Source organism: uncultured Faecalibacterium sp., assembly GCF_900066275.1.
GTDB lineage: Bacteria > Bacillota > Clostridia > Oscillospirales > Ruminococcaceae > Faecalibacterium > Faecalibacterium taiwanense.
On sequence record NZ_FMFG01000008.1, the window covers coordinates 56894 to 77946 of the forward strand.

Here is a 21053-nt window from a genome sequence, read left to right on the forward strand (position 1 = left end):
CAGTCAATGCCTTACGGCATTGCCAGCTCCCCCGAAAAGGGGGAGCTTTTTTTGCGTGAGAAGGAAAAGTTTATCTTTTTGCCTGAAGCTCCCCCCTTGAGGGAAGATGTCACCGTAGGTGACAAAAGGGGGAATCTGGCGCGTCAGCGCCTGAGAGGGTTTTCTTACACGTCCAGCTTTGCGTACTGGGCGTTGGTCTCGATAAAGCGGCGGCGCGGCTCCACCTGATCGCCCATCAAGATGGTAAAGGCTTCGTCGGCCTTTTCTGCATCGTCAATGGTGATCTGTACGATCACGCGGTTATCGGGGTTCATGGTGGTCTCCCACAGCTGTTCGGGGTTCATCTCACCAAGGCCCTTATAGCGGTTCACCTTTGCGCCGGGCATTTCCTGCGAAAGCACGGCCATTTCGGCATCGTTGTAGGCGTACTTGATGGTGTTGCCCTTCTGCACCTTGAACAGAGGCGGCTGGGCCACATACACATGGCCCTGCTCAATGAGCGGGCGCATATAGCGGAAGAAGAAGGTGAGCATCAGGGTGCAAATGTGGGAGCCATCCACATCTGCATCGGCCATGATGAACACTTTATCGTAGCGCAGCTTGGAGATATCGAACTCGTCACCAATGCCGCAGCCCAGTGCCAGCACAACGGGCATCAGCTTGTCGTTGCCGTAAATTTTATCGGCGCGGGCCTTTTCCACGTTCAGCATCTTGCCCCACAGCGGCAGGATGGCCTGAATGGCAGAGTCGCGGCCCATCTTGGCGGAACCGCCTGCAGAATCGCCCTCGACGATGAAGATTTCGGTGCGGCTGGGGTCTTTTTCGCGGCAGTCTGCCAGCTTGCCGGGCATCCGGCTGGTCTCCAATGCGCTCTTGCGGCGCACCAGTTCGCGGGCCTTTTTGGCAGCGGCGCGGGCGCGGGCGGCCTGGGTGGCCTTTTCAAAGATGGCCTTTGCCACGCCGGGGTTCTCCTCAAAGAATTCCATCAGCTTGGAGTAGACCATGTTGGAAACAAGGGTGCGGATCTCCGTGTTGCCCAGCTTTGCCTTAGTCTGGCCCTCAAACTCCGCCTCCTGCAGCTTGACAGAGATCACGCAGATCAGGCCCTCGCGCACGTCCGCACCGGACAGGTTCTCGTCCTTATCCTTCAGCAGGCCGTGGCTGCGGCCGTAATCGTTGAACACGCGGGTCAGGCTGTTCTTGAAGCCCTCCTCGTGGGTGCCGCCGTCCGGGGTGTTGACGTTGTTGGCAAAGCTCAGCAGCAGCTCGTTGTAGCTGGAATTGTACTGCAGTGCGATCTCTGCCATGCCGCGGTCGGTCTGGCCCTTGAGGTAGATCACATTGGGGTGCAGCACGTCCAGCTTGCGCTTCTCGCCCAGATAGGTGACGAAGCTCTTGATGCCGCCCTCGTAGCACATGACCTCGGTGCGGTAGCAGGGTTCCCCCTCCTTGCCGTCCTCCAGTACGGGAGTGTACATCTCACGCTCGTCGGTCAGGGTGATCTTGACACCGGCGTTCAGGAAGCTTTCTTCACGCAGGCGCTTTTCCAGCGTGTCGAAGTCGTACACGGTGGTATCCCGGAACATCTCCGGGTCCGGCTTGAAGGTGACCCGGGTGCCGGTGACGCCATCGGCTACGGTGCCGATGCACTTGAGCGGGCCGTCCGGGTCGCCGCGGCGGAAGGTCTGCTCGTACTCGTGGCCGTCGCGGCGCACGTTGACGGTGAGCCACTCGGAGCAGGCGTTGACCACCGAAGCGCCCACGCCGTGCAGGCCGCCGGCCACCTTGTAGCCGGAGTTCTCGCCGCCGAACTTGCCGCCGGCGTGCAGGATGGTGTAAACGACGGTGACGGCGGGCAGGCCGGTGTCTGCCTGAATGTCCACAGGGATGCCGCGGCCGTTATCCGTGACCTGAATGATGTTGTCTTTCAGGATCTTGACCTCGATGTGGTCGCAGTAGCCGGCCAGTGCTTCATCGATGGCGTTGTCCACGATCTCGTAGACCAGATGATGCAGGCCGCGCTCGCCGGTGGAACCGATATACATGCCCGGGCGCTTGCGCACCGCCTCCAGACCCTTCAGGACCTGGATCTCGCTGGCATTATACTCATGGTCGGTAGCGGTTTCGGCATTTGTGCTGGTAATGATTTCTTCTGCCATTTCCTTTCTCCCTTTTGTTCAATGTTTGCATTTTTGTTCGATCTATCGTAAAAGCAGAGCATATTCTCCGCCTGTTGGCTGGTTTACTCGATCATTTTTTCGGCTCTGCGCCGCATGGCAGCAGGCGACAGCTCCGAAAGATACACCGTGTCCACCACGGCCCCATCTGCCAGAACATAGCTCTGCGGCAGCTCGTCCGAAAGGCTCACCACCGCGCCGTTCTTCTGGGCGTAGTTCAGAAACTCCCGGCCCCGGGGGGTGATGGTGGTGGTTTCCAGATTGAAGATGCCGATAATGTCCCGGTCATTCAGCACGTAGTCACGGCCCAGATGAATATACATACAGTATTTTCCTCATTCTGGCAGTTCATGCATAAAACGCTGTTTATTCACCGGCGGCTGCATGTACTTTTGCATCATTTCTTCATGCTTTGCTCAGCACACCGCCGTTCATGCGGTACACTTCGCCGTCCGTTTTCAGGAACGCGGTATCATCGCAGCTGGTGACGAAGGTCTGCTTTTCCTTCATGCGGGTGAGCAGATACTGCTTGCGGCCCTCGTCCAGCTCGCTGAGCACATCGTCCAGCAGGAGTACCGGGTGCTCTCCGGTGATCCGGGCAGCGGCAGCCGCTTCGGCCATTTTCAGGGACAGCACCACGCTGCGCTGCTGTCCCTGACTTGCAAACACCTTTGCGGGCTGGTCGTCCAGCAGCAGCTCAACGTCCTCGCGGTGGATGCCGCACAGGCTCTGCCCGGCGCGCAGCTCTTCGTTCTGGCGCTGCTTCAAAAGTGCGGACAGCCCGCCCGGCTCAAACTGGGCGGCATAGCGCACCGCCATGCGCTCTGCCCCGTGGGAAAGCTCGGCATAGTTGGCGCAGGCCAGCGGTGTGAGCAGGGCCAGATACTCCCGCCGCCGCTTCTGGATGGCCTCGCCCTGTGCTGCAAGCTCCACGTTCAGCACTTCCAGCAGGGCGCATTTTTCTGCCCACGGGCGCTCCGTGCCGCCTGCAGAATGACGCAGAAGCGCGTTTTTCTGCTGCAATGCCCGCACATAGCGACGGTAGGTGGCAAGGTAGCCGGGGTACAGCTGGCACAGCGCCGCGTCCAGAAACCGCCGCCGTCCTTCCGGTGCACCTTTTACAAGGCTCAGGTGCCCGGGGTCGAACACCACAGCCGGAAAGCTGCCCGCAAGGCCCGCCGCCCGCTTGGGCGGAGAGCCGTTGACCGATGCATACCGGCCGGGGCGCTGTGCATCCGGCGTGCCCACCGTAATGCGCACATTTGCCGGTTCGTCCGGTTCCTGATCCTCCTGCCGGGTGCGCTGGGTGACGGCCTCCAGTACCGCGAATGTTTCTCCGCGGCGCACAAGCTCGGCATCCTTGCCGCCCCGGAAGCTTTTGCCGCCGGTCAGAAGCCAGATGGCCTCCAGCAGGTTCGTTTTGCCCTGACCGTTGTTGCCGCAGATCACGGTCAGTTCCCGGCCAGGTTCCAGCTGCGCTGCCGCAATATTGCGGTAATTCGCAACTTCCAGTGAAAGCAGACGCATTACTGGCCCTGACCCACTTCCACGGTCTGGCCGTCCAGCTCGATCACATCACCGGCACGGCACTTCTTGCCGCGCATGGTGCACACCTCGCCGTTCACCTTCACGGCACCGCCCTGCACCAGCTCCTTGGCTTCGCCGCCGGTCTCGCACAGGCCTGCATATTTCAGCAGGGCATCCAGCTTGATAAATTCCGTATGGATGAGAATTTTCTGCATAATTTCGCCCTCTTAATCGTTCTTGAAGCGCACCGGCAGCACCAGATACAAAAAGTCGTTGCCCTCGGCAGGCAGCACCTTGACCGGGCTCAGAGGGCCGCTGATCTCCATGCGGACCTTCTCGGTGCGGGCGTTGCGCAGCGCATCCAGCAGATAGCGGTTGTTGAAGCCGATCTCCACTTCATCGCCCTCGCAGTCGGCGTTGAACTCGTCCACCACGCGGCCAAGGTTGGTCTGGCAGCGCACCACGACTCTACCCTCTGTAAAGGAGATGCGGAGAGGATTTTTTAAACGCTCTGTAATAATCAGCGAAGCACGCTCGATGGTCTCGATGAATTCCTTGGTGTCGATGGTCACGCGGGTGCGGCTGTCGGCGGGGATCACGTTGCGGTAGTTGAGGAACTCGCCCTCGATCAGACGGCTCATGATGGTGTAGCCGCCGGCCATAAAGACCACATAGCGGCGGTTGGCGCTGATGTGCACCGGCTCTTCGTCGTCGTTGGGCAGCAGGTGGGCGACCTCGGTCATGGTCTTGCTGGGCACGATGATGCGGATATCCTTTACCGCCGTCACCGGGCGTTCCACGATGGCCAGACGGTAGCCGTCCAGTGCCACCACAGTCAGCTTGTCGGGCAGGATCTCGAACAGCTCACCGGTGTGGGCGGGCTTTTTCTCGTCCTGACTGACAGCATATAACGTACGATCGATCATATCTTTCAGCACGCCGGTCTTGATGGTCAGGGTCTCTTCCGCTCCGGTATTGGGTAGCTCGGGGAAATCGTTGGCCGGCATAGACTGAATCTCGAACTGGACTACGCCGCTCTGGATGGTGGTCTTGCCGTTCTCGGCAGAGAGGATGCTGACCTGACCGGCGGGCATCCGGCTGATCATGCTGCTGAGTAGCTTTGCATTCAGCACCACCTCGCCGGCTTCCTTGACATTGGCTTCGATGGTGGTCACGATGCCCATTTCCAGATCGTAGCCGGTGAGGTTGAGCTGGAAGCCTTCGGCTTTCAGCAGGATACCTTCCAGCACAGGGATGGCAGAACGCATGGTGACGGCTTTGGACACACCATCGATGGCTGCGCTCAGCAGAACTTTATCACATACGATGTTCAAACTGAATTCTCTCCTTTTTTTCGTTTCTGATGTTGCTTTGTGTTTGAAAACAGTTTCAGAACCGGTCTATCTTATTGAACTTGTTGTAGTAACCGTAGTAGGGGGTGGGGAACTTGTGGAAAACCCCGAAAAGCCTTGTCGGAATGCGGGGGTTTTGGTTTCCACGGGGTTGTGAATGTGTTGTGAATGGATCGTGGAAAGGTTGGGATAGGTCTTTCTTTCCACAGACCATGTGGAGAACGGAGGTTGAATGTTGAAAACTCTGTGGAAAGTGTGGAAAGGTTTGCGTTTTTACCACAAGATATAGGTTCTTTTTCCCCGTTTTGTTCCGTTTTCTCCCCATATTTTGGGGTTTCACCCATAAATGAGTACGACTTTTGCACGATTTCTGCGGTCAGGCCTTCACGTTCTTGATGATGTCGCTCACGGTCTCGCGCAGGTGCTGGTCGTTCTTCATGTCACGCTCCATGGTCTTGAGGGAGTAGACGATGGTGGAGTGGTCACGGCCGGAGAATTCACGGCCGATCTCTTCCATGCTCATGCCGGTGACCTCGCGCAGGATGTAGATGGCCACGCGGCGGGCAGAGGCAACGTTGGCGTTGCGCTTGGTGCCGCGGATGTCGGCAGGGGAGACGTTGAAGGTGCGGGACACCTCGCCGATGATTTTCTCGATGGTCACGGGCACCGGCTGGGTCTCGTTGAGGATGTCCTTGATGGCATTCTGGGCCACACTGATGACCGGCTGGATGCCCTCCAGCATGTAGTAGGCGTTCAGTTTTTTTACAGCGCCTTCCAGCTGGCGGATGTTGTTCTTCAGGTGGTTGGCAATGAACTCGGCCACATCCTCGGGCAGGTCCAGATGCAAAAGCTCTGCCTTGCGCTTGACGATGGCCACGCGGGTCTCAAAATCCGGCGGCTGCACATCGGCGGTCAGGCCCCACTCAAAGCGGGTGCGCAGACGCTCTTCCAGACTTTTGATTTCCTTGGCCGGGCGGTCGGAGGCAATGACGATCTGCTTGTGGGCATCGTGCAGGGAGTTGAAGGTGTGGAAGAACTCCTCCTGCGTGGACTCCTTGCCGGCGATGAACTGGATATCGTCCACCAGCAGCAGGTCTGCCACGCGGTACTTCATGCGGAAGTCCTCGGTGCTGCCGGCGCGGATGGCGGCGATCAGCTCATTGGTGAACTGCTCGCAGGTAACGTACATGATGACGAAATCGGGGTGGGTGCGCTTGATCTCGGTCTGGATGGCCGTGAGCAGATGGGTCTTGCCAAGGCCGGAGCCGCCGTAGATGAACAGCGGGTTGTATGCGCCGGAGGGATTGGCCGCAACCGCCTGTGCAGCAGCAAACGCAAACTGGTTGGAAGGGCCTTTGATGAAGTTTTCAAATGTGAACTCGTAGTTGCCCTGCGGGGAGGCGGGGTTCGCCTCGTACTGCTGGGCCAGCACCACCTCGTGCGGCGGCGTGCTGGGCACCACCAGCGTGATGTCCACGTCGAAGCCCAGCACGGTCTTGAAGGCTTCCTTGAGCAGGCCAAGGTAGCGGTCCGTCACGATCTTGCAGATGAAGTCGTTGCGCACCGAAAGGGTGATGTGGCTGGAATCCTCAAAGCTGATCGGCTCCAGTCCGTCGATATAGAGATTATAGGTCGGCTCGGCCATCTGCGTTTTGCAGTACGCCTGGGCGGCCTCTAAAACGTCCTTAAAAGAATCCATAAAACATCCACTCCGTTAAAGTTTTCAACAATGCTGCTGATACTAGGTTAGTATACCACAAAAAACGCTGTGCGTCCATATTTCTATAATGTAATTTATAATACATAAGAAAAGCCCCTGCACGGCCGTTGTGGCATGGTCAAAACAGGGCCACAATATCTTGTGGCAAAAGAGTTTTCCACGGCAGAATGGTGAAAAAGTTGAAAATCTTTTCACAAAAAAGTTTGAAGGAAAGCGAAAAAAATGCTTGACAGAACGCCATACTATGCGATATACTGTTGAATTGCAAGCCTGTCCCCAATCTGGGACCACATCAGACCCCATACCGGGGATAAGTTTTTACGGAGGATACAACCATGAAGAGAACTTTTCAGCCCAAGAAGCGTCAGCGCAAGGAAGTTCATGGCTTTCTGACCCGCATGAGCACCAAGAACGGCCGTAAGGTCATCAATGCTCGCCGTGCAAAGGGCCGCAAGAGCCTGACTGTCTGATCCGGCCTTTTATGACGGGATCCGGCGCAGAAATGAATATGCGCACAAAAGACCGCTGATATTGGATTAGCGGTCTTATTTTTTTTTTGAAAATTGAAAGAATTTTCGTAAAAATGCCCGCATGGGCTTTCAAAGTCGAAAAATTTTTGATATACTGGCTGAAGAATGCACCCTTCGGGGCGTGTTCTCAGCCACAGAAAGGAGGCGCGGAATCATGCGCTATCGTCCCATCCGCCGCAACAGCGAGTTTGGCAGAGTGTATGCCCGCGGCAAATCCTATGTGAACCCCGGTCTTGTGATGTATGTGCTCAAGACCCGCAGCAAAAAGACCCGCGTGGGTCTGACCGCCACCAAAAAGATCGGCCACGCCGTGCAGCGCAACCGCGCCCGCCGCGTGATGAAGGCGGCCATCGACGAGCATCTGGACTACAACATCGGCGGCTATGATCTGATCTTTGTAGCCCGCGGTATGACCCCGCGGCTGAAGAGCTGGCAGCTGAGCAGCGTTGTGGCAAAGCTGTTTGCACAGGCCGGTCTGCCGGATAAGGCCAAACGGCCGGATGCGCCGCCCCCTGCCACCGTGCCCCCGGCACGCAGGGCACAGGCGGAAAAGCCGGACGCATGAACCGCCTGCAGTACATCTGCCGCCGCGCGCTGTGCGTGCCCATCCGGGCCTACCAGTACACTCTCAGCCCATGGATCGGCCGCAGCTGCCGTTTTACGCCCAGCTGCAGCAACTACACCATGCAGGCCATCATGACCCATGGGTGCGTAAAGGGCATCCTGCTGGGGGCATGGCGCATCGCCCGGTGCAATCCCTTCGGCAAATGGGGCTTTGACCCGGTGCCGGAGCCGGGCCGCTGGCAGAACCCTGCCCGCCGGCTGCAGCCCGCAAATCTGTTTTCCACACGGCACAAGCAAAAGGTGGAAAAGTAAATATGCTTCTTGTGACGCGGTGCACTGTGGGCAGCGTGTCCTACGATAAAAATAACAAGTCCCGTGCCACAGACGGGGCAGAATGGACAAAGGTATGAACTTCTTTTACATCCTGAGCGGTCCTCTCGGCTATGTTATGGAGTGGATCTACAAGCTGCTCCCGAGCTACGGCTGGGACATCATCATCTTCACGCTGCTCATCAACATCGTCAAGATTCCTCTGCAGCTGAGCCAGCAGAAGAGCATGGCTAAAATGTCGGCCTTCCAGCCCATGATGATGGAGATCCAGACCAAGTACAAGGACAAGCCCGAAAAGCAGCAGGAAGAAATGCTCAAGCTGCAGCAGAACTACGGCTATAACCCCACCGCAGGCTGCGTGCCCATGCTGCTGAACTTCCTTGTCATGTTCGGCGTTATCGGTGTCGTGTACAATCCGCTGGAGCGCATCTTCCACATCAGCGCTGCGGCTCTGACCGCCGCCGGTGAGGCTCTGACCGCCTCCGGCGTCGCCTTTACCGCCATCACCCGCGATACCAACATCATCGCACAGGTGGTTGCTGGCAACGGCGGTGTGCTGGGCTGCTTCAGCGCCGAGCAGATCGCTACCATTACCGAGTTCAGCCAGCACATGAACTTCCTCGGCATCGACCTGACCCGCATCCCCAAGCTGGGCCTTTCTCTGGACATTGTGCTGCCGCTGCTGTCGGTCATCACCATGCTCCTGTCCACCCATATCAGCATGAAGGCCAGCGGCCAGCAGATGCAGGGCAGCATGAAGCTGACCATGTATATGATGCCGCTGATGTACCTGTTCTTCTGCTTCACCTATCCTCTGGCATTCTCTCTGTACTACGTCATTTCCAACATCGTGATGACCGTGCAGACCCAGGTCATGCGCAAGGTGTACGACCCCGAGAAGATGCGCAAGGAGATCGAAGCGCAGATCGCAGAAAAGAAAAAGCAGGAAAAACGCGGTGTGAAGAACACTACCGTCAAGGTCACCGATCCCAAGACCGGCAAGACCACGGAAAAGAACCTTTCTGCCAGCGAGATGAACAAGCGCCGTCTGGAGTATGCCCGCCAGCTGGACGAGGAGCGCTACAAGGACGAGCGTACCGTGCCGCTGAGCGAGCTGAACAAGCAGGATAAAGAATAAGAGGAGGATGAACGGTTATGATCCGTAAGCAGGAAGCGACCGGCAAAACGGTCGATGAAGCCCGCGCAAAAGCCTGCGCTCTGCTGGGCGTGCAGGCCGATGATCTGAATGTCAGCTGCGAAGTGCTGGAAATGCCCCAGAAGACTGGTTTTCTGGGCCTGAAGCTCACCCCCGCTAAGGTGTGCGTGAGCGTGGAGGAGCCGGACGCTCCGGCTGCAGCACCCGCTGAGCCTGTTGTTGAGAAAAAGACTCCCGTGCAGGAGGCTGTCAAGGCCGCTCCCGTGGCAGAGGAGCCTGCCGCTGCGGCAGCACAGCCGGAAGCAAAGGCCGAAGAGCCTGCTGCCCCCGCTGCAGAAGCTGTTGCAGAGCAGCCCGCTGCCGAGGAAGAGGAGCCGGAAGTCCCCATCGTGATCGAAGAGAACGCTAAGATCAAGGCTGCTGTGGACTACCTGCGTGAGGTCATTGCCCTGATGGGCGTGGAGAATGTCACCTTCAGCGCTGTGCAGAAGGGCGAAGCTACCATCATCCGTCTGGACGGTGAAAAGCTGGGTGCCCTCATCGGCCGCCGCGGCGAGACCATGGAGAGCCTTTCCTATCTGGCAAGCCTTGTGGCAAACCGTCTGGAGGGCGATTACATCAAGCTGGGTCTGGATGTGGCCGGCTACCGCGATAAGCGCGAGAGCGACCTGACCGCACTGGCACAGCGCATTGGTGCCAAGGTGCGCAAGACCGGCCGCAGCTTTGCCATGGAACCCATGAACCCCTACGAGCGCCGCATCATCCACTCTGCCATCAGCAAGATGGAGGGCGTGCGCAGCGAGAGCAAGGGCGAAGGCCGTGACCGCCGTGTGGTCATCTACTCCACCGCACCCGATGCACAGACCGAGAACACCTATGGCGAGCGCCGTCCCCGTGGCGGACGCGGCAATGGCCGTCGTCCCGGCGGCAGCCGCAATGGCGGTTATCGCGGCGGGAACCGTTCTGAGCATGGCGACCACAATGGAAACCGCGGCGGTTACCGTGGCAGCCGCAATGGTGCACCCCGCGGCCCGCGGCCTTCCGGCGTGCCGGAGCGTACCTATGCACCCCGTGATGCCGAGAATGCAGCACCGGTAGCACCCAAGCGCACCGAGCGCGTGGATGATTTTGCCGATTTCAGCTTTGGCAAGATCGAGCTGTAATACGGAATTACTTTTGAAATCAGGGTCTCCGGAAAATCTGCGGATTTTCCGGAGACCTTTTTTCACGCAAAAAGGATTTTACCAAAATCTAACGCCAAGCTGGTTTCGGGTCGGGCAGCTGTTGCGGTATACTGAGCATAAAAAAGTCATTCTTCTCAAAATTTGGAGAAACTGCCTGTTTTTTGCCGAAATCTTTCTCTTAAATGGCAATTGTAAAACAATTGGTCGAGGATTTATACTGTAGTCAAGAGCGTTCTGTTCGTGAAGAACAGACAGAATGATGAAAAGAGAGGTATTCAACTATGGCTCAGAACAAGATCTCCCGCCGCAGCTTCCTGCGTGGTGCAGGGGCATCCGCAACCATCGCAGCCGCCAGCTGCATGGCACCCTCTGCAGCCGCCTGTGACATCAAGTCTCTGTGGAGCATGGATCTGCAGATCCTTGCTACCAGCGATACCCACGGCAAATTCGACCCCTGGGACTACGCTGCCAACAAGGCAGATGCTTCCGGCAGTGTGGCCCAGCAGGCGACTGCCATCAAGCAGTGCCGCACCCGGAACACGCTGGTGGTGGATGCAGGCGATACCATTCAGGCCAACTCCGCAGAGCTGTTCCTGAACGATGACCTGCATCCCATGATCGCTGCCATGAATGCCATCGGCTATGATATCTGGACCACCGGCAACCATGAGTACAACTACGGCATGGATGTGCTGAAAAAGGTCATGGGACAGCAGAAGGCCAAGGTGCTCACCGGCAATGTTTACGCACCGGACGGCACCCCGCTGGCCGACGGCTACACCATCATCAAGAAGGGCACCGTCAAGATCGGTGTCATTGGCATGGTCACCCCCAACATCATCCGCTGGGATGCCAAGAATCTGGAGGGCTGGAAGGTCACCAACCCCGTGGACGAGAGTCGCAAGATCATCGATAAGATCAAGGATCAGGTGGATGTTCTGATCGGCGTCATGCACATGGATACCGAGAACGAGTACGGTGTCTATGGCTCCGGCGTTACCGATCTGGCCAATGCCTGCCCCGAGTTCGATGTCATCGTGGGCGGCCACGGCCACAGGAGCATCCCCAACATGATGATCAACAACGTGCTGGTGGTGGAGAACAAGAACGCCGGTGCCACCCTGTCCGAGATCCACGTCTATCTGGAGCGCCAGCTGGACGGTAAGTGGAAGGTCGTGAACCGCACCTCTGAAAACCTGCAGATCAAGGAGTACGAGCCCGATCCGGAGCTGACCGCTCTGCTGGCCTCCTACGACACCCGCGCCAAGGAAGACGCTGTTACCCCCATTGGCGAGCTGAAGGGCGGCGATCTGGCCCCCGAAAACGAGATCGACTGCCTGCCGCAGGCCATGGTGCAGGATACCGCGCTGCTGGACTTCATCAACGAAGTGCAGATGTACTACACTGGTGCGCAGGTCTCTGCTACCGCCCTGACCTCCATGACCTCCCAGATGCGCGCGGGCACCATCCGCAAGTGCGATATGGCCAGCATCTACACCTACCAGAACACCCTGTACAAGCTGCAGATGACTGGCGAGCAGCTGCGCCGCTTCATGGAGTGGTCCGCAGCCTTCTTCAAGACATGGAAGCCGGATGAAGTGACCATCGCTTTTGACCCCTCGGTGCGCTACTACCTGTATGATGCTTTTGAGGGTGTCAACTACGAGCTGGACGTCTCCAAAGAGCCGGGCCACCGCATCAAGAACCTCAAGTGGCCGAACGGCAAGGCCGTGAAGGACACCGACACCTTTGTGGTGGCAGTGAACAACTACCGCGCCACCACCCAGCTGCTGACGGCTGCGGACATCTTCCTGCCCGGTGAGGATCTGCCCAAGCTGTTGGAGATCGATGTGCGCGGCGACGTGGGCGGCATCCGCGAGCTGCTGGGCGAGTACATCCGCACCGTGAAGGGCGGCACCATTGAGCCGCACGTGAACAACAACTGGAAGATCGTGGGCAACAACTGGAAGGCTGCCGATCACCAGAAGGCTGTGCAGCTGCTGCGCGAGGGCAAGCTGGCCCTGAATGAGAATGCCGATGCACGCACGCTGCCTGGCAAGGCCATCACCACGGCGGATATCGCCAAGTTCTAAAAAACAGTTTCCTGTAAAAAGGGGCTTTCCGTGTTGGGACGGAAAGCCCCTTTTTTGTGTGAGAAACGGGCGGATTTTCAACCGTTTCCCGGGAATTGGTTGAAAAAACAGTACCATTCCGCAGCATTTCGTGGTACAATGAAACTGTATTGGTCTCGCTGCTGTGGGCAGATGGGAGCAAGCGGCCAGACCGGGCGCGGAAAGGAAGCCAGAAAAAACCATGCAGGAAACGACCATTGCAGCCATTGCAACAGCGCCGGGCGCAGGCGGCATTGCCGTCGTGCGGCTCTCCGGTGCGGAGAGCTATCCCATAGCAGCCCGGGTGTTCCGCCCGGCCAACGCCGCAAAAAAGGTGGAGGATGCCAAAGGCTACACCGCCATGTACGGCACATTCCGGGAAGGGGACGAAGCCTTTGATGAGGGCGTGGCCCTGTTTTTCCGCGCGCCCCACAGCTATACCGGCGAGGACGTGGTGGAGCTTTCCTGCCATGGCGGCAGCGCCGTGGCCCGCCGTCTGGTGGAAGCCTGTCTTGCTGCCGGTGCTCAGCCTGCCGCGCCCGGCGAGTACACCCGCCGCGCGTTCCTGAACGGCAAGCTGGGGCTGACGCAGGCCGAAGCCGTCATGGATCTGATTTCGGCGGATGGCCGTCAGGGTGCCGCGCTGGCCAATGCCGCGCTGGGCGGTGCGCTGGCAAAGAAGATCAGTGCCCAGAAGGAAGCGCTTACCGCCATTCAGGCTCACCTTGCCGCATGGGTGGATTTTCCCGAAGAGGATGTGCCGGAGCTGGACGGTGACCATCTGCACCGCGTACTGAGTGGGGTAAAGGCAGAGCTGGACGAGTTGATCCATAATTATCAGGCGGATACCGTCCTGCGCGAAGGTGTGGACTGCGCCATTGTGGGCAGACCAAATGCGGGCAAATCCACACTGCTCAATCTGCTGGCCGGGTTCGACAGGGCCATCGTCACGCCGGTGGCTGGCACCACCCGTGACGTGGTGGAGCAGGCGGTACAGCTGGGGGATATCCAGCTGAATCTGTTCGATACCGCCGGTCTGCGCGAGACCGAAGATGCCATTGAAGCCGAGGGCATCCGCCGCAGCTGGAAAAAACTGGAGGAGGCAGGCCTGATTTTGGCTGTGTTCGATGGCTCTGAGCCGCCCACGCGGGAAGATCTAGAGCTTGCACAGCGTTGCACAGGCCGTCCAGCCATTGCACTTATCAACAAAGAGGATAAACCAACGCAGTTTGACGCAGAGTTGATAGCACCCTGCTTTGCCATGGTGCTGCCGGTGTGCTGTCAGGAGGAGGAGAGCCGCAAGGTGATCTCCGCTGCGGTGGCCCGCCTGCTGGGTACCAGCCAGATCGACCCCCATGCCGCCAGTCTGTCCGGCCAGCGTCAGCTTTCCGCCGCACTGCGTGCGCGGGACGCTGTGGCCGGTGCACTGGATGCTGCCGCAGGCGGCTTTGGGCTGGATGCCGTTTCCGTCTGTGTGGACGACGCACTGGCCGCCCTGTGCGACCTGACCGGTGAGAACGCCTCGGAAGCTGTGATCGAACAGGTGTTTGAACGTTTCTGCGTGGGAAAGTGACGAAGAGCTTCCCGCGCGAAGCGTGGTCGCGTGTTTAAAGTTTGATGCCTTTTGCAAAATGCATCGCCGCCGGGGATGTTCTCTTTTGCGTGCCAAAAGAGAACCAGAAAAGCACCCGCTACTTTCGAGGCGCGGGAGGCACGAATTAAGGGCTACTCGCCCTTAATAATCCCAAAGGAGATGGGCTCCATACAAAAAATCCAAGTCGCTCCGCTAGAGGATTTTTTGTGTTACGCCGATTTGTAGTCGCTTGCGCGACGAGCCATACGGACAAGTTTATGCGTTATCTGCTGCGCGACAGCTGCAGGCTGACAGCAGCAATATGCCGTTTCCTGTTACGACCCTTTCCCGTGAAAAAGTAAATTCGAAAAGCCCGCAGGCTTTTCGGATTTACAAATTTAAAAAATATATTTCCGCTGAATATGCCCAGAGTGAAACGGAGGGCATTTTAAATCATTTGTTAGAGGAAACCCGAAAGTATATGAACCACTTAGGAGATTATGACGTTATCGTCATCGGTGCCGGCCACGCTGGTATCGAGGCAGCTCACGCCGCCGCAACGCTGGGCGCGAGAACGGCCGTGTTTACCATGAGTCTGGATGCCATTGGCAACATGCCCTGCAACCCCAGCATTGGAGGCACGGCAAAAGGCACGCTGGTACGTGAATTGGATGCGCTTGGCGGCGTGATGGGCCTTGCTGCAGATGCCACCTATCTGCAGAGCCGGATGCTCAACAAGGGCAAAGGCCCGGCGGTGCACGCCCTGCGTGTGCAGACCGACCGCAAGCGCTACCATGAATATATGAAGCATGCATTGGAACTCACGCCCGGCCTTGCCATCCATCAGGCTGAGGTTGTGAGCATCGAGACCGAGAACGGCCGTGTGAAGGGCGTTGTGACCCAGCTGAACGGGGAATACAGCGCCAAATGCGTGGTCATTGCCACCGGCACGAACCTTGGCGGCAAAATTTTTGTGGGCGATGCGTGGTACGCCTCCGGCCCGGACGGGATGCACGCCGCTAACGCCCTGACCGACAGCCTGAAGGCTGCCGGGCTGCCGCTGCGCCGGTTCAAGACCGGCACCCCTGCCCGGGTGCACCGCCGCAGCATCGATTTTTCCAAGCTGGAATGCCAGCCCGGCGACCCGGACAATGAGCTGCAGCCCTTCAGCTTTATGACCGATGCACCCATGCACAACAAGGTGGAGTGCTGGATCGCCTATACCAACCCCGAGACCCACAGGATCATTCTGGATAACATCCAGCGCAGCCCGCTCTATGGCGGCATGATCGAGGGCGTTGGCCCGCGCTACTGCCCCTCCATCGAGGACAAGGTGGTGCGCTTTGCGGGCAAGGACCGCCACCCCATTTTTGTGGAACCCTGCGGCGAGAACACCGAAGAGATGTATCTGCAGGGTGCCTCCAGCAGCCTGCCGGAGGATGTGCAGAACGCCTTCTACCGCAGTATCAAAGGGTTTGAGAACATCGAGATCATGCGCCCGGCCTACGCCATCGAGTACGACTGCGTGGACCCCACCAGTCTGGAAGCCACGCTGGAAAGCAAGGTGGTGCGGGGACTGTACGGTGCGGGTCAGTTCAACGGCACCTCTGGCTACGAGGAAGCTGCCGCCCAGGGCCTGCTGGCCGGACTGAACGCCGCCCGCAATGCGCTGGGCAAAGAGCAGCTCATTCTGCCGCGCCACACCAGCTATCTGGGCACACTGGTGGATGATCTGGTCACAAAGGGTGTCATGGACCCCTACCGCATGATGACCAGCCGCAGCGAGTACCGCCTGACCCTGCGTCAGGACAACGCTGACCAGCGGCTGACCCCCATCGGCAGGGAATACGGCCTTGTGCAAGATGACCGCTGGGCCAAGTACCAGCACACCCAGAGCATTCTGGAAGCGGAGCGCCGCCGCCTGCATGAGACGCATCTGCGCACCGCCGACCTGCGCACCGCCATGGAAGCGGCCGGTCTTGCCCCTGCTGCCGAGGGCGGCATTGCGGAAGAGCTGCTGCGCCGCCCGGAGATCAGCTATCCGCTGCTGGCCGGTGTCATCGGCTGGGGCGAGGAGATCACCCCCATGCTGGCCGAGCGGCTGGAGACCGAGATCAAGTATGCGGGCTACATTGCCCGGCAGGACCGGATGATCCGGGACGTGGCCCGGCACGAAAAGACCCTGATCCCGGACGACTTTGAATATGCGGATCTGGCCGGTCTGACGCTGGAAGCCCGCGAAAAGCTGGCCCGCATCCGGCCGAAGAACCTCGGTCAGGCGGGGCGCATCCCGGGCGTATCGCCCTCCGATGTGGCGCAGCTGAGCATTGCACTGGCAGCGAGGAAGTAAGCCTGCTTCCCGCACAGAGAGTATTCGTGTGGGGCGGGCTTCATGCCTTTTGCAAAATGCATCGCCGCCGGGGATGTTCTCTTTTGGTTGCAAAAGAGAACCAGAAAACAACCAGCGATTTCAACGCGCTGGATCCATGAATCAGGGGCTGCTCGCCCCTAATAACCCCAAAGCTGTTGGGCTCCATACAAAAAATCCAAGTCGCTTCACTAGAGGATTTTTTGTGTTCCGCCGATTTCGAGTCGCTTGCGCGACGCGCCGTGCGGATAAGCTTGTGCATTTTCTGCTGCGTGAATGCTCCCGCAGGAAGTCAGCGGCAGTAGATGCCATTTACCATTACGACCTTCCGTGTGAAAAAGCAAATCAGGAAAATCCGCAGATTTTCCTGATTTGCAAATATAAAAATAATTTTTCCGATGAATTTGCCCAGAGCAACGCGGAGGGCATTTGAAATCGTTAAACATAGAAAGAAGCTGCAACCAATGGAAGAACTGAAGCTTTACGAGGGCCGTCCTGCCGACTGCACCGCGCGGCTGGAAAAAGAGATCCGTACCTATGACCTGCTGGACAAGCTGGGCATCCAATTCTGGCGCACCGACCACGGCTGGATGAAGGCCGACACCATGGAGGACTGCCATGTGATCGATGCCTGCCTGAATGCCACCGTGTGCAAGAACCTGTTCCTGTGCAACCGGCAGAAGACGAACTTTTATCTGCTCATGATGCCCGGGGACAAGCCCTTCAAAACCAAAGAGCTTTCCCATCAGCTGGGCATTGCCCGCCTGAGCTTTGCCTCGCCCGAGGATATGGAGCAGTATCTGGACTGCACGCCCGGCTCCTCCTCCATTATGGGCCTTGCCAATGATGCTGAAAATAAGGTGCAGCTGCTGATGGATGAGGACATAAAGGCAGGGGAGTACCTCGGCTGCCACCCCTGCATCAACACCTCCTCGCTCAAGCTGCGAACGGCAGATGTGCTGGAAACTTTCCTGCCTGCCGTGCACCACGAGCCGATCTTTGTTCACTTGACCGGCGAATAACAGAAAGGAAAACCTGCGTATGATCGATAAACCGCGCCTTGAAGCAAAATGTTCCACATGGAACATCACTCTCACCGGCACCCAGCTGGACCAGCTGGATGCCTTTGCCGAAATTCTGGTGGACTACAACCAGAAGGTCAACCTGACCGCTATCACCGACCCCGAGGGGATCGAGGATAAGCACTTCCTCGACAGCCTGCTGTTTGCCAGCCAGCCGGAAGTGGCGGGCCGCATGGTGGATGTGGGCGCAGGCGCAGGCTTCCCGGGCATCGTGACCAAAATCTACAAGCCGGAACTGGAGTTGACCCTGATGGAGCCCACCGGCAAGCGGGTGGAGTTTTTGAAGTACGCCTGTGCCCAGCTGGGTTTGACCGGCGTGGAGTTTGCAAAGGAGCGCGCCGAGGAAGCCGCCCGCAAGGCGTGGCGTGAACAGTTTGATCTGGCCTCGGCCCGTGCAGTGGCCGCGCTGCCCATGCTGGCCGAATACTGTCTGCCGCTGGTAAAGGTGGGCGGCAATTTCCTCGCCATGAAGGGCTCCTCCGGTGAGGAAGAACTGGCCGCAGCGCGCGGTGCCATCAAAAAGCTGGGCGGTGAATACAAAGAGACTCGCACTCTGCACCTTCCGGGCGGCGACACCCGTACACTGATTCTGTGCAAAAAGATTTCGCAGACTCCGACAGCCTACCCCAGAAACGGCGGAAAAATTGCGAAAAGCCCGTTGAAATAACGAAATATCGATAGAATTTTGTAAAACCCTGCCGAACGAAACTTCTGGCAGGGCTTTTATTTGTGTGATACACTGTGCCTGAAGCCTGAGTTTTCCACGCTTTCCCGGGAAAATGTGAAAAACAAAACCCATCCACCACGCGAAAGGAGCCGTGTATCCATGTTTGAACGCAAAAAGCAGGCGGGCAAAATTTATTTCCTGCCCATCGATCAGATCAGGCCGTCGCCGTTTCAGGCACGGCGGGAGTTCAGCGAGCAGGAGCTGGCTGCGCTGGCCCAGAGCATCCGAGAAAATGGTCTGCTGCAGCCCATCTCGGTGCGAAAAGTGTCGGATGGCGGCTACGAGCTGGTAGCCGGGGAGCGGCGGCTCCGTGCCTGCCGCCTTGCTAAAATGAACACCATCCCTGCCATCCTCTGTGATTACGACGATGAGCGCACCGCCGCGCTGGGTCTGCTGGAAAACATCCAGCGGGCCGACCTGAACCCCTTTGAGCAGGCGCAGGGCTTAAAGGATGTGATGGTGCTGTGGGACTGCACCCAGGCCGAAGCTGCCAAGCGTCTGGGCATGGCGCAGCCCACCCTTGCCAACAAGCTGCGGCTTTTGCAGCTGAACGCCGACCAGCGGCAGTTCGTGCTGGACAACAGCCTCACCGAGCGCCATGCCCGGGCGGTGCTGCGTCTGCCGGAGAACCGCCGCAGTGAAGCATTGATCAACATTGCCAAGCGCCGCATGAACGCCCGGCAGACCGACCTCTACATTGAACAGCTGCTCAACACCCCTGCAAAAGGCAGGCATCGCATCTCGATGGTCAAGGATGTGCGTATTTTTGTGAACACCATCGACCATGCCATCCGTCTGATGACCGATAATGGTGTGCCCGCCACTGCCCACCGGGAGGAAAAGGATGGGTATATCGAATATACGGTGCGCATCCCAACCACCGCCGCCGAACGGTAAAATTGTTCCATGTGGAACAGGAAACTCCCGTGCAGAGCGTAGTCGCGTGTTTAAAGTTTCATGCCTTTTGCTAAAGCATTGCCGCCGGGTACGTTCTCTTTTGCGTGCCAAAAGAGAACCAGAAAAGCACCCGCTACTTTCGAGGCGCGGGAGGCACGAACTAGGGGCTGCTCGCCCCTAGTAACCCCAAAGCTGTTGGGCTCCATACAAAAAATCCAAGTCGCTTCGCTAAAGGATTTTTTGTGTTCCGCCGATTGGAAGCCCCTCAGTCGCTGCGCGACAGTTCCCTCAAAGAGGGAGCCTCTGGCGAAACCGGAAAGCGTTATGGTTTGCCCGGAAACTTTGCCGTTATGCCAAGGGCTCTCCCTTTGGGAGAGCTGGCAAGCCCGATAGGGCTTGACTGAGAGGGCTAGCCAGCTTCCCGGCGCGCATTCAAAATCGTTTGTTTTGTCTCCCGAAACCGTGCATTTTTTGATTTTCCCACCTCTAAAAGTTAAAAATCCAGCGAAAAAACGCTTCAGATGGTTCAAAAACCGATTTGGATGTGCTATACTAGGTGTTAAGGTGCCTGTATGGACGGGAAACCGGCGGGCATGACTGCGAATGTTCCACATGGAACAATTAAATTTTCCCGGAAGGAAGAATTGTGCGTGGCAAAAATTGTAGCAATTGCGAACCAGAAGGGCGGCGTTGGCAAAACCACCACCGCCGTCAACCTGTCGTCCTGCGTTGCGGCGCTGGGCAAGCGGGTGCTCATCGTAGACCTTGATCCGCAGGGCAATACCACCACCGGCTACGGTATCCCGAAGCGCAGCGTGGAAAAGGGAACCTACGAGATCCTGATCGGTGAAGCGCGGGTCTCCGAGGCCATCCGTAAGACCGAGTACCGCACCGATGTCATCGGCTCCAACACCCGTCTGGCCGGTGCCAGTCTGGAAATGATCGACCTGCCCGCTCGTGAGAGCCGCCTGCGCAAGGCGCTGGCCGAGGTGCAGAAGGACTATGACTTCATCTTTATCGATTGTCCGCCCAGTCTGGACCTGCTCACCCTGAACGGCCTGAGTGCCTGCGACAGCGTTCTCATTCCGGTGCAGTGCGAGTATTACGCGCTGGAGGGTCTTTCGGAGCTGATCAGCACCTTAAAGACCATTCGCAAAAAGTACAATCCGTATCTGGATATCGAGGGCGTGGTGTTCACCATGTTCTCGCTGCGGTATAACCTGACCGTGCAGGTGGTGGAGCAGGTGCAGAAGTATTTCGGCTCCAAGGTGTACAAGACCACCATCCCGCGCTCCATCCGCATTTCGGAGGCACCCAGCTACGGCCAGCCCATCAATTTCTATGAGCCCAAGGGCAAGGGCAGCGAAGCATACATGGATCTGGCAATCGAATTTGTCAAGAACAACCGCCCGCACGAGCCCAAAAAGGCCCGCCGCAAAAGTGCACCCGTCGCAGAGCAGACGAAAAATGCTCTGGAAGATTAAACCTCAGGGGGAACATGAATGGCAAGAGGAAAAGGAGGGCTTGGCCGCGGGCTGGACAGTCTGTTTGAAGATGCCGCCCCGGTTTTTGAGTCCGGTGCAAAGGTAGACACCTTGCCCCTGCGTGAGATCGAACCGGACCCGGAACAGCCGCGCAAGACCTTTGACGAACAGGCGCTGGGCGAGCTGGCGGCCAGCATTGCAGAGCATGGTCTGCTGCAGCCCATCGCGGTGCGTCCGCGCCCGCGCGGCGGCTACAGCATCGTGGCGGGGG

At 58.1% G+C, this 21053-nt stretch carries 21 protein-coding genes; 14 read left to right on the forward strand and 7 right to left on the reverse strand.

Annotated features, from left to right (window positions below):
- Positions 1-164 precede the first annotated feature (164 nt).
- The 6 genes from gyrB to dnaA all read right to left on the reverse strand — a co-directional run bounded on the left by gyrB (position 165) and on the right by dnaA (position 6755).
- Positions 165-2159 carry a DNA topoisomerase (ATP-hydrolyzing) subunit B gene (gene gyrB, locus QZL71_RS04830; protein ID WP_097774101.1) on the reverse strand — a complete coding sequence of 665 codons (1995 nt, stop codon included), beginning with the start codon at positions 2157-2159 and terminating at the stop codon, positions 165-167.
- A gap of 83 nt (positions 2160-2242) precedes the next feature.
- The gene (remB, locus tag QZL71_RS04835) at positions 2243-2500 is read right to left on the reverse strand and encodes an extracellular matrix regulator RemB (protein WP_005937016.1); all 258 of its coding nucleotides are present in this window, start codon (positions 2498-2500) and stop codon (positions 2243-2245) included.
- 82 nt (positions 2501-2582) lie between these two features.
- Positions 2583-3704 (reverse strand): DNA replication/repair protein RecF, encoded by a 1122-nt coding sequence (locus tag QZL71_RS04840; protein ID WP_005937019.1) that lies wholly within the window; start codon positions 3702-3704, stop codon positions 2583-2585.
- Positions 3704-3919, reverse strand: coding sequence for an RNA-binding S4 domain-containing protein (locus tag QZL71_RS04845; RefSeq protein WP_005937022.1), 216 nt, complete (start codon positions 3917-3919; stop codon positions 3704-3706). Before QZL71_RS04845 ends, QZL71_RS04840 begins: the two co-directional genes overlap by 1 nt.
- A 12-nt stretch (positions 3920-3931) precedes the next feature.
- Entirely contained in the window at positions 3932-5038 is a 1107-nt protein-coding gene (gene dnaN / locus QZL71_RS04850) for a DNA polymerase III subunit beta (RefSeq protein ID WP_097776786.1), read from the reverse strand.
- 394 nt (positions 5039-5432) lie between these two features.
- A complete protein-coding gene (gene dnaA / locus QZL71_RS04855; protein WP_005937115.1) occupies positions 5433-6755 on the reverse strand; it encodes a chromosomal replication initiator protein DnaA in 1323 nt (440 codons plus the stop codon).
- A 356-nt stretch (positions 6756-7111) separates the two neighbouring features.
- Between dnaA and rpmH the strand changes: the two genes are divergently transcribed.
- From rpmH to QZL71_RS04915, 12 genes are all read left to right on the forward strand, one after another.
- Positions 7112-7246, forward strand: coding sequence for a 50S ribosomal protein L34 (gene rpmH / locus QZL71_RS04860; RefSeq protein WP_005924258.1), 135 nt, complete (start codon positions 7112-7114; stop codon positions 7244-7246).
- Between the two features lie 214 nt (positions 7247-7460).
- On the forward strand, positions 7461-7871 hold the full coding sequence (gene rnpA / locus QZL71_RS04865) for a ribonuclease P protein component (protein ID WP_044953169.1): 411 nt from the start codon (positions 7461-7463) through the stop codon (positions 7869-7871).
- On the forward strand, positions 7868-8182 hold the full coding sequence (yidD, locus tag QZL71_RS04870; RefSeq protein WP_294648021.1) for a membrane protein insertion efficiency factor YidD: 315 nt from the start codon (positions 7868-7870) through the stop codon (positions 8180-8182). The genes rnpA and yidD overlap by 4 nt, the downstream gene beginning before the upstream one ends.
- A 94-nt stretch (positions 8183-8276) precedes the next feature.
- On the forward strand, positions 8277-9338 hold the full coding sequence (locus QZL71_RS04875) for a YidC/Oxa1 family membrane protein insertase (protein WP_294648024.1): 1062 nt from the start codon (positions 8277-8279) through the stop codon (positions 9336-9338).
- A 17-nt stretch (positions 9339-9355) separates the two neighbouring features.
- The gene (gene jag / locus QZL71_RS04880) at positions 9356-10519 is read left to right on the forward strand and encodes an RNA-binding cell elongation regulator Jag/EloR (RefSeq protein WP_294648027.1); all 1164 of its coding nucleotides are present in this window, start codon (positions 9356-9358) and stop codon (positions 10517-10519) included.
- A 302-nt stretch (positions 10520-10821) separates the two neighbouring features.
- Positions 10822-12633: a 5'-nucleotidase C-terminal domain-containing protein gene (locus QZL71_RS04885; protein WP_294648029.1), complete on the forward strand. Its 1812-nt coding sequence runs from the start codon at positions 10822-10824 to the stop codon at positions 12631-12633.
- A 220-nt stretch (positions 12634-12853) separates the two neighbouring features.
- Positions 12854-14224, forward strand: coding sequence for a tRNA uridine-5-carboxymethylaminomethyl(34) synthesis GTPase MnmE (mnmE, locus tag QZL71_RS04890; RefSeq protein WP_097774094.1), 1371 nt, complete (start codon positions 12854-12856; stop codon positions 14222-14224).
- A gap of 481 nt (positions 14225-14705) precedes the next feature.
- Positions 14706-16574: a tRNA uridine-5-carboxymethylaminomethyl(34) synthesis enzyme MnmG gene (mnmG, locus tag QZL71_RS04895; protein WP_294648032.1), complete on the forward strand. Its 1869-nt coding sequence runs from the start codon at positions 14706-14708 to the stop codon at positions 16572-16574.
- A 49-nt stretch (positions 16575-16623) separates the two neighbouring features.
- Positions 16624-17025, forward strand: coding sequence for a hypothetical protein (locus QZL71_RS04900; protein WP_291013442.1), 402 nt, complete (start codon positions 16624-16626; stop codon positions 17023-17025).
- A 31-nt stretch (positions 17026-17056) separates the two neighbouring features.
- Positions 17057-17614 carry a prolyl-tRNA synthetase associated domain-containing protein gene (locus QZL71_RS04905; RefSeq protein ID WP_363912624.1) on the forward strand — a complete coding sequence of 186 codons (558 nt, stop codon included), beginning with the start codon at positions 17057-17059 and terminating at the stop codon, positions 17612-17614.
- 19 nt (positions 17615-17633) lie between these two features.
- Entirely contained in the window at positions 17634-18341 is a 708-nt protein-coding gene (gene rsmG, locus QZL71_RS04910) for a 16S rRNA (guanine(527)-N(7))-methyltransferase RsmG (RefSeq protein ID WP_207698885.1), read from the forward strand.
- Positions 18342-18500: 159 nt separating this feature from the next.
- A complete protein-coding gene (locus tag QZL71_RS04915) occupies positions 18501-19298 on the forward strand; it encodes a ParB/RepB/Spo0J family partition protein (protein ID WP_097774092.1) in 798 nt (265 codons plus the stop codon).
- Between the two features lie 50 nt (positions 19299-19348).
- Here QZL71_RS04915 and QZL71_RS04920 read toward each other — a convergent pair whose 3' ends face one another.
- Positions 19349-19912 (reverse strand): hypothetical protein, encoded by a 564-nt coding sequence (locus QZL71_RS04920; RefSeq protein ID WP_294648035.1) that lies wholly within the window; start codon positions 19910-19912, stop codon positions 19349-19351.
- Between the two features lie 36 nt (positions 19913-19948).
- Here QZL71_RS04920 and QZL71_RS04925 point away from each other — a divergent pair, with 36 nt between their 5' ends.
- Together QZL71_RS04925 and QZL71_RS04930 are read left to right on the forward strand one after the other, a co-directional pair.
- A complete protein-coding gene (locus tag QZL71_RS04925) occupies positions 19949-20782 on the forward strand; it encodes a ParA family protein (protein WP_294648038.1) in 834 nt (277 codons plus the stop codon).
- A gap of 18 nt (positions 20783-20800) precedes the next feature.
- On the forward strand, positions 20801-21053 hold a 253-nt coding region (locus tag QZL71_RS04930; RefSeq protein WP_294648041.1), incomplete at its 3' end, for a ParB N-terminal domain-containing protein.

Coding starts and splice junctions, on each gene's coding strand:
- gyrB (WP_097774101.1), bottom strand. CDS start 2,159: ATGGCAGAAGAAATCATTACCAGCACAAATGCCGAAACCGCTACCGAC.
- remB (WP_005937016.1), bottom strand. CDS start 2,500: ATGTATATTCATCTGGGCCGTGACTACGTGCTGAATGACCGGGACATT.
- QZL71_RS04840 (WP_005937019.1), bottom strand. CDS start 3,704: ATGCGTCTGCTTTCACTGGAAGTTGCGAATTACCGCAATATTGCGGCA.
- QZL71_RS04845 (WP_005937022.1), bottom strand. CDS start 3,919: ATGCAGAAAATTCTCATCCATACGGAATTTATCAAGCTGGATGCCCTG.
- dnaA (WP_005937115.1), bottom strand. CDS start 6,755: ATGGATTCTTTTAAGGACGTTTTAGAGGCCGCCCAGGCGTACTGCAAA.
- rpmH (WP_005924258.1), top strand. CDS start 7,112: ATGAAGAGAACTTTTCAGCCCAAGAAGCGTCAGCGCAAGGAAGTTCAT.
- rnpA (WP_044953169.1), top strand. CDS start 7,461: ATGCGCTATCGTCCCATCCGCCGCAACAGCGAGTTTGGCAGAGTGTAT.
- yidD (WP_294648021.1), top strand. CDS start 7,868: ATGAACCGCCTGCAGTACATCTGCCGCCGCGCGCTGTGCGTGCCCATC.
- QZL71_RS04875 (WP_294648024.1), top strand. CDS start 8,277: ATGAACTTCTTTTACATCCTGAGCGGTCCTCTCGGCTATGTTATGGAG.
- jag (WP_294648027.1), top strand. CDS start 9,356: ATGATCCGTAAGCAGGAAGCGACCGGCAAAACGGTCGATGAAGCCCGC.
- QZL71_RS04885 (WP_294648029.1), top strand. CDS start 10,822: ATGGCTCAGAACAAGATCTCCCGCCGCAGCTTCCTGCGTGGTGCAGGG.
- mnmE (WP_097774094.1), top strand. CDS start 12,854: ATGCAGGAAACGACCATTGCAGCCATTGCAACAGCGCCGGGCGCAGGC.
- mnmG (WP_294648032.1), top strand. CDS start 14,706: ATGAACCACTTAGGAGATTATGACGTTATCGTCATCGGTGCCGGCCAC.
- QZL71_RS04905 (WP_363912624.1), top strand. CDS start 17,057: ATGGAAGAACTGAAGCTTTACGAGGGCCGTCCTGCCGACTGCACCGCG.
- rsmG (WP_207698885.1), top strand. CDS start 17,634: ATGATCGATAAACCGCGCCTTGAAGCAAAATGTTCCACATGGAACATC.
- QZL71_RS04915 (WP_097774092.1), top strand. CDS start 18,501: ATGTTTGAACGCAAAAAGCAGGCGGGCAAAATTTATTTCCTGCCCATC.
- QZL71_RS04920 (WP_294648035.1), bottom strand. CDS start 19,912: ATGTGGAACATTCGCAGTCATGCCCGCCGGTTTCCCGTCCATACAGGC.